8 protein-coding genes and 1 pseudogene are annotated in these 7,658 nt (G+C 72.2%); 3 read left to right on the forward strand and 6 right to left on the reverse strand.

Annotation, left to right across the window (positions count from 1 at the left end; genetic code table 11):
* A partial coding sequence (locus EBH09_RS32725) for a DUF6214 family protein (RefSeq protein ID WP_238697511.1) occupies positions 1 to 211 on the forward strand: 211 nt, incomplete at its 5' end.
* Between the two features lie 18 nt (positions 212 to 229).
* Here the strand turns inward: EBH09_RS32725 and EBH09_RS32730 are convergent.
* On the reverse strand, positions 230 to 886 hold the full coding sequence (locus EBH09_RS32730) for a DUF305 domain-containing protein (protein WP_121750457.1): 657 nt from the start codon (positions 884 to 886) through the stop codon (positions 230 to 232).
* 191 nt (positions 887 to 1,077) lie between these two features.
* On the opposite strand from EBH09_RS32730, the gene EBH09_RS32735 reads away from it, so the two are divergent.
* Positions 1,078 to 2,580 (forward strand): hypothetical protein, encoded by a 1,503-nt coding sequence (locus tag EBH09_RS32735; RefSeq protein ID WP_121750458.1) that lies wholly within the window; start codon positions 1,078 to 1,080, stop codon positions 2,578 to 2,580.
* Here the strand turns inward: EBH09_RS32735 and EBH09_RS32740 are convergent.
* The 5 genes from EBH09_RS32740 to EBH09_RS32760 all read right to left on the reverse strand — a co-directional run bounded on the left by EBH09_RS32740 (position 2,568) and on the right by EBH09_RS32760 (position 6,800).
* Positions 2,568 to 3,287, reverse strand: a complete 720-nt coding sequence (locus EBH09_RS32740; RefSeq protein WP_121750459.1) for a TetR/AcrR family transcriptional regulator — start codon at positions 3,285 to 3,287, stop codon at positions 2,568 to 2,570. The two genes, EBH09_RS32735 and EBH09_RS32740, sit on opposite strands and share 13 nt — an antisense overlap.
* Positions 3,288 to 3,436: 149 nt before the next feature.
* Positions 3,437 to 4,168, reverse strand: a complete 732-nt coding sequence (locus EBH09_RS32745) for an HAD-IA family hydrolase (protein WP_121750460.1) — start codon at positions 4,166 to 4,168, stop codon at positions 3,437 to 3,439.
* A 297-nt stretch (positions 4,169 to 4,465) separates the two neighbouring features.
* Positions 4,466 to 5,137 (reverse strand): phosphatase PAP2 family protein, encoded by a 672-nt coding sequence (locus tag EBH09_RS32750; protein ID WP_121750461.1) that lies wholly within the window; start codon positions 5,135 to 5,137, stop codon positions 4,466 to 4,468.
* Between the two features lie 64 nt (positions 5,138 to 5,201).
* Positions 5,202 to 6,137, reverse strand: coding sequence for a M56 family metallopeptidase (locus EBH09_RS32755; protein WP_121750462.1), 936 nt, complete (start codon positions 6,135 to 6,137; stop codon positions 5,202 to 5,204).
* A 120-nt stretch (positions 6,138 to 6,257) separates the two neighbouring features.
* A complete protein-coding gene (locus EBH09_RS32760) occupies positions 6,258 to 6,800 on the reverse strand; it encodes a DUF5134 domain-containing protein (protein ID WP_121750463.1) in 543 nt (180 codons plus the stop codon).
* 204 nt (positions 6,801 to 7,004) lie between these two features.
* Here EBH09_RS32760 and EBH09_RS39490 point away from each other — a divergent pair.
* A pseudogene (locus EBH09_RS39490) lies at positions 7,005 to 7,658 on the forward strand (FUSC family protein); the annotation flags it as partial.

The following is a 7,658-nucleotide window of genomic DNA, read 5'->3' on the forward strand; positions in this document are numbered from 1 at the left end:
GGCCGCGCCCCGGCGGGCCCGGCCCGCGTGGCCGCGCGGCAGGGAGGGGTGCCGGCTCGCCGCACAGGAGTACCGGGCGGCGCGGGACCTGGGCGGCGACCCGGTCCTCGCGGTGATGCGCGCGACCGGGTACAGCCGGCGGAAGTCGCTCAGGCTGATCGGCCAGGCGCGCGACGAGGGCTTTCTGGCCCCGCGTCGCGCACGGCGCTGAAGCTCCGCCGACGGCCCGTCACAGCATCCCGCGCATCCGGGAGATCTCGCTCGTCTGCTGGGCGACCACGTCGTCGGCCATCTCCTCGACCTGCACATTGTTGCCCTGCGACTTCACGTCCGTGGCCATGGTGATCGCCCCCTCGTGGTGAGTGATCATCAGCTTCAGGAAGAGCTGGTCGAACGCCTTGCCCTTCGCCGCGCGCAACTTCTCCAGCTGGGCCTCGGTCGCCATCCCCGGCATCGCGGCGTGGTCGTGTCCGCCGCCGGACTCCTTCTCGCCGTGGTTCTTCAGCCAGCCCTTCATCGCCGTGATCTCCGGCCCCTGTGCGGCGGAGATCCGTTCGGCGAGCTTCTCGACCTGGCCGGACTCGGCCTGTTCCGGCACGAGCTCGGTCATCTCCAGTGCCTGGGCGTGGTGGTGGATCATCATCCGCGCGTAGGAGACGTCCGCCGAGTTGGGGGAGTCGTCGTCGGCGCGCTGCTTCTCGGCCTCTTCGGCGGACAGCGTGCGGTTGCCCTCACCCGGCTCGCCCGGAGCGATCACCGAAGGCCCGGCCGCGGCCGCGGACCCGGTGTCCGGACCGGAATCGCAGGCCCCGAGCCCGAGTACGGCCAGCGAGGTCAGCGAGGCCGTGACGAGCGCCGCTCGGGACAAGGTGGGACGAGAGGGCACAACAACCTCCTGTGGCAGGCGGGATGCGAGGCACCTTGTGGGTGCGATGACCGTCCTAGCACGCTTCCGCGTGTCACTGATCGAAAAACTACATCGCGAGTTCGTTGCCCCCTGTTGATATGTGCATGGTGAAGACGATACTGCGGGGGTGCGTGAACCGTTCCGAAGGGAACGGACGTAGGGAGGAAACAGTGACCCTGTTCAACGACCCGCGAACGCGGCGCAGACGCCTGGGAGTCGCGGCTGCCGCCGCCGGACTCCTGTCCGCGCTGCTCACCGCCGGCCCGGCCGTGGCGACCCCCGACCCCGGGGACAGCCCGGACGCGTCGAAGGAGGTGTCCAAGAGCGCGCGCGCCGAGGTGCGCGACGCCATCGAGAGCGGCGAGATACCCGGCCAGGACGAGATAGTCCACTCGGACAACATCGACCACCTGGCCAACATCCCCAAGGACGCGCTGTCCGGCACCAATTCGGACCTGGCCTTCCAGGGCCGGTACGCCTTCGCCGGCAACTACGATGGCTTCCGCATCTTCGACATCAAGAACCCGAAGAAGCCGAAGACCGTGGCCCAGGTGCTGTGTCCCGGCTCGCAGAACGACATCTCCGTCTCCGGCGACCTGCTGTTCCTGTCGACCGACTCCTCGCGCAGCGACAGCAGTTGCAACAGCACCACGCAGCCCGCGACCGAGAAGTCCTCCTGGGAGGGCATGAAGGTCTTCGACATCAGCGACAAGCGGAACCCGAAGTACGTCGCCGCCGTCGAGACCGCCTGCGGCTCGCACACCCACACGCTGGTGCCCGAGCGCAGGAACGTCTACGTCTACGTATCCTCGTACTCGCCGAACGCCGCGTACCCCGACTGCCGGCCGCCGCACGACGGCATCTCCGTCATCAAGGTGCCGCGCAAGGCTCCGGAGCGGGCGGCCGTCGTGGACTTCCCGGTGCTGTTCCCCGGTGAGGGCCCCGACGGCGGCGGCAACCCGGGCGGGCCCACCAACCCCGGTGTCTCCAAGACCACCGGCTGCCACGACATCACCGTCCTGCCCTCGAAGGACCTCGCGGCGGGCGCCTGCATGGGCGACGGCATCCTGTTCTCCATCGAGGACCCCGAGCGCCCGAAGGTCATCGACCGGGTCCAGGACAACGTCAACTTCGCGTTCTGGCACTCGGCGACCTTCAACCAGAAGGCGAACAAGGTCGTGTTCACCGACGAGCTGGGCGGCGGCGGAGCCGCCACCTGCAACGCGGAGATCGGCCCGAACCGCGGCGCCGACGGCATCTACGACATCGTCGGCAGGGGCGACCACCGCGAGCTGGTCTTCCGCAGCTACTTCAAGATCCCCCGCCACCAGGCGGACACCGAGAACTGCGTGGCCCACAACGGCTCGCTGATCCCGGTCAAGGGCCGCGACATCATGGTCCAGGCCTGGTACCAGGGTGGCGTCTCCGTCTGGGAGTTCACCGACTCCAAGCGTCCGAGGGAGATCGCCTACTTCGAGCGTGGCCCGCTGACCACGGACGGCATCACCACCGGTGGTTCCTGGTCCGCGTACTACTACAACGGCTACATCTACTCGAACGACATCGCCAAGGGCTTCGACGTCCTCAAGCTCAGCGACCGGCGCACCGACCCGGCCAAGCGGGTCCATCTGCGCGAGCTCAACACGCAGACCCAGCCGGACTACTTCGACTGAGTGGTCCGTTCGGAACGGTCCCCACGGTCGGTCCCGGTCGGCCGATCGGGCCCTCCGGTCGAGAAGAACCGCGACAGATCCGTGTCGCACGTCGTCCCGTCGGGCGCCTCGGCGTCCGGCGGGACACCCATCCCCCACTCCAGCCGGTAGCGCTTGAACAACTCGGCGCGCAGCACCGGCACGGGCATCGGCACCCCCGGTACCAGGGCGGCGAAGACGGCGCCCATCAGCAGCGCGCGCAGCATCGGGTAGTCGCGGTCGACGTCCGGTGAGCCGTGCCGGGCCACGGTGTCGCGCAGCAGCTCCGCCAGCCGCCGCTGCTCCGGGCAGGGCACGAAACCCACCTCGGCCTGGAGCAGGCCCGCCATGTGCTGGCGCATGAGCACCGGCCGGTCCCGGGCGAGGCCCAGGATCGCGTCGATGGCCCGCGCCATCCGCTCCGGCCCCTCGGCGGTGCGCGGCTCCCGCTCCAGCGCCTCCTCCAGGGTGCGGTGCATCAGCCGGTGCACGGCGGACTGCACCAGCTGGCGCTTTCCGGGGAAGTAGTACGAGACCAGGCCGCGCGCCGAGCCCGCCCGGTCGGCGATGTCGCCCAGCGTGGTCGTGTCGTACCCGTGCTCGCCCACCAGCTCCACAGCGGCCTGCAGGAGCCGCTCCTTCGAACGCCTCCGCAACTCTTCATTGACCGAGGCGCTGCGCGGGGACATGCTGTACTCCTGCGTTGACTGGCTGCCAGCCAACTATACTCAGCGCAGACGGACGGGCCCCAGTGGGCCAGGTCCGGCTACCGTCTGCCTCGGGCGACACGGGGGATCGTCCGAGGCGGACGGACCATCCCCCATGTGGTTGCCCCGGGCTACGTGCCCGGCCGGAGTGGGCGTTCACCGCGCACGCCAGGCCGACGCACCAGATCGAGTACGGGCAGCAGCCCGGCCGGCCGCTCGGTCACCGGGAGATGGTCCACGAAGTGCACCCCGCACCCCAGGGCCGCCGCACCGCCGTCCGCCGGCCGGCTGTCACCGACCATCAGCGTCCGCCCCGGTTCGGCCCCGAGCGCCGCGCAGGCGGTGGCGAACAGCCGAGGGTCCGGTTTGCGGATGCCGTGCTCGTACGACAGGACGTACGTGTCCACGTACCGGTCCAGGCCGTGGGCGCGGAACACCGGACGCAGGTCCCAGCCGATGTTGCTGACCACGCCCACGGCGATCCCGTCCCCGCGCAGCGCGCTCAGCACCTCGGCGGCGTCGGGGTACGGGCGCCACGCCCCCGGCGCCATGTGCCGGTCGTACAGCGCGTCGTGCAGCCCCGGGTCCGGCAGCGGCACCTGCCGGGAGAGCCCGGTGTACGCGGTCCGGTGCTGCTCGGAACCCAGGTCCCGGGCCTCCCAGGCATCGGCGAGTTCCTCCGGCACCCGCGGCGGAGGCGCGCCGCCCGGCAGCGCGCCCGACGTCTCCAGTGCTCGAGCCGTCTCGGTCAACTCCGCCGCGGAGAGCGTCACTCCGGTGCCGGCGAGTGCCGCGCGCAGCCAGGCGTCGGTGGACTCGACGCGGAAAAGGGTCCCGGAGAAGTCGAACAGGACGGCAGCCATGGGCGGATCCTACGAGGTGATGTGGCCGAAGGTGATCTCGCCCGCGCCCAGTACGTCCCGGCCGCCCGCGCACGCCACGTGCTCACCGCGGTGCGGAGCCGGTCGTGGCCGACCGTCGTGGCCGACGACGTAGGTGAACGGCTCAGCGGCGTCCGGCCGGTCCCCGCTCCGTCACCCAGGCGCCGAGACCGGCGGGCGGGCGGATCGCGTGCCCCTCGGCGCCGGGCCGGACGGCCGCCCGCAGCTCGGGCGGCCCCACGCAGTGGTAGGCGTGCCGGGGGCCGGGCGCCGGCGTGGTCAGGGGTGCCGGCGCCGATGGAGCAGTACCGCGACGGCCACGACCAGGGCGCCCAGGAGCCAGCCGCCGACGACGTCCGTGGCCCAGTGGACGCCGAGCCACACCCGCGTCACGCCGACTCCGGCCACGGAGACCACCGCCACGGCCAGGGCGGTCAGGCGCAGTGAGTGAGCGGCGCCGTAGTGGTGGAGAAGCCAGACCAGCAGGCCGCACACGAACGTGGCGGTCATGGCGTGGCCCGAGGGGAAGGCCGCGTAGTGCGCGGAGTCCACGGGGTCGGGCCAGACCGGGCGGGAACGGTTCACCGCCGCCTTCAGAGCCTGCTGCAACAGGCTGCCCAGCAGGCACGTCATCCCCAGCCACACGGCCGTCCACCGGTCCCCACGCCGGAACCACAGCCACAACACCACCACCGCGCACAGCAGTCGCATCGTCCAGGTGTCCCACACCCAGTCCGTGAGGATCCGCATGGCGTGCGTGATGCCCGGCTCGTCGACCGCCCAGCGGTGCGTCGTGCCGGCGATGTCGTCGTCCAGGCTGATCAACGGGGGCCATTCCACGGCCACCAGGGTGAGCAGCAGCGCGGAGCACACGGCCAGCACCCAGGTGACGCGGAGGGCGGTGCGGGGCCGCGGTGGGCTGGGCGGGGAGTCGACGGGCGGCGTCTGCATGCTGCGATACTCGCCGACGCGGGGGGCCCGAAGCCAATTTCCGGGGCGGGAGCGTGGTGAGTGACTACCCCAGCGCCCGAAGCCCCGGCACGAAAGCCACCAGTACCGGCACCACCGGTACCAGGGCGGCCGCCGCCGTCAGCCGCAGCCGCCGGGCCGCCGACAGCCGGTTCGGCGGCGTGAGCAATCGGTGCACGCGCTGAGGGACATGGGCCTCGGCGGTCGGGCACGGGCCGAACACGCCACGGTCCTCGTTGAGTTCGACCAGCGCCAGGGCGGTCGTCAGCCGGCCGAAGCGGCGCGAGGCCACGTCGTCGGCGGCCAGTTCGACCAGGCGGTGCATCTCGTCGCGGAACGCCGCGAACACCGGAACCTGCGGGAATCCGTCCGCCAGCGCGGACGAGCAGTGCAGCAGCCAGTCGTGCCGTGCCTGCGCGTGCCCCTTCTCGTGGGCCAGGACCGCGTCCAGCTGCCGGCCCTTGAGGCGGCGCAGCGCGGCGGTTGTGACGACCAGCTGCGGGGGAGTGCCGGGCAGCCACCAGGCGTCGGACCGCTCACCCTCCAGAACGACGAGCGGGTCGGAACCGGGCACTTCGCCGGGCAACACCGGAGCGCGCAGCAGGAGTTCGGCCCGGCGCCGCCGACGCCGGCTACGGGCCCGTACGACCTCCCGGGTCAGCATCGCGGCACTCCACAGCCCGCCGCAGGCCAGCGCGACGGCGGTCGTGTCCGCCCAGAGGCCGGAGGTGCCGAGCGCGTAGGCCTCGACCACCGGGCCCGGCGCCGTCGCGAACACGTGCCCGCCCACCGCGTGCCAGGCCGCGGCCGCGCTGAACGTCATCGACAGCGCGCAGCACACCAGCACGGCCGCCACCACGCACTGCCAGACCCACAGCGCGACCACCGGTTCCCGGTCCGGCCAGTCGGCCCGGGCGAGCAGCCTGGGGGCGAGCACGGCGGTCAGGGTGCCGAGCAGCAACAGTGCCGCGGGGAGAGTCATGGGGGCAGCCTATGAGCGTCGCGCCGTGGGTGGTGCGGCCCGCCGCGCGAAGTGACGCAGGCAACGGTTGCGTAGGAGGTATGCCGGGTATGCGGCGCGCGGCGGCCGGGCGGCCAGATGTCACATGGTCAGCAGCATGGCCACCATCGCGATCCCCATGGAGAGCCGGCAGGCTCGCGCCAGCTCCGGCCGGTCGCCCCATCCGGCCGCCGGACCGCCCCCGGCCACGGCGACGACCGGCATCAGGCGTACGCCGGTCAGCAGTACGTATCCGGTGAAGTAGAGCAGCAGCGCCCCGGTCAGCACGGGTATCCCGGAGGTGCCGTGGGCGTGGGCGGGGGAGCCGGCCATCACCACCGCCATGTAGACCATGGCCGCGGCCCCGACCAGATGATGCAGATGATGAGGCCCGGACCGGGCCGCCCACAGGGCGCGCAGTCCCGCGGCACCGAACACGACCGCGTAGCCGGGCCAGGCCCATTCCGGCGGGGTGAACACCGCCGCGGGCACGGCCATGGCGGCCATGCCGAACCCCATGAGGGCTTCGCCGCCCGCGGCGCGGCGCTGCTCCTCGACGCTGCTGCGCATCCGCAGCAGGCAGTAGGCGCCGGTCGCCGCGCAGAGCGCGACCAGCAGCCAGCCGGACGACGCCGGTCCGTGCACAGGTGCCTCCCCCGCTCGACGCTCGACGGTCGTTGCCCGACAGTCGGTCAAGAGCTGCCCGGGCCGTGCGGCGCGCACGCGAGCGCAAGGGTGTACACGGGGGGTATTCGGGGGAGCGCGGCCCATCACCGCAGGTGGGGGAGAGGAGCGACGTCGCAAGCCGGTCAATTATTTACTTGTAAAACACCTGCTAAACTCAACTCCATGAGCAGTGCGACCCCCACCTCCGGTACCTCACTCGGCCGACGTCTGTCCCTGACAGGTGTGCTGCGTCTGCGTCGGCCCTCCGAGATCTGGTTCAAGCCCGCCCTGAGCTCGGTCGCCGCCGTCGCCCCGCCCAACCTGGTCCTGCTGGCCCTCGGCCGGCTCGACCTGGCGATGTACACCATGGCCGGGTCGCTGTGCGCGCTCTACGCCCACAACCGCCCCTACGCCGCCCGGGCCCGCACCCTGGGCTGGGTGGTGCTCGGCATGCTCGGCGGCGTCGCCGTCGCCCTGGTCACCGCCTCGCTCACGCGCGACGCCGTCGTCCTCGTCACCGTGGGAGCCCTGCTGGCGGCCGTGCAGAAGGCCCTGTGCGACGCCACCCGAGTCGGCCCGCCGGGCAACGTGGTCCTGACCTTCATCAGCTCCGCCGCCCTGTTCGTCCCGCAGACCTTCGGCCAGATCCCCGGTCATCTGGCGCTGGCCGCCGCCGCGGGCGCCTGGGCCTGGCTCGTCGGCATGGCACCCGCCCTGGTCCGCCCGCACGGCCCCGAGCGCCGGGCCACCGCCGCGGCCCTGAACGCCGCCGCCTCGTACGCCGGCACCGGCGGCACCGGCGACGGCCACGCCGCCGCCCGCGCCGCCGGGTACGCC

It is taken from the genome of Streptomyces sp. E2N166 (assembly GCF_003671715.1).
GTDB lineage: Bacteria > Actinomycetota > Actinomycetes > Streptomycetales > Streptomycetaceae > Streptomyces > Streptomyces thinghirensis.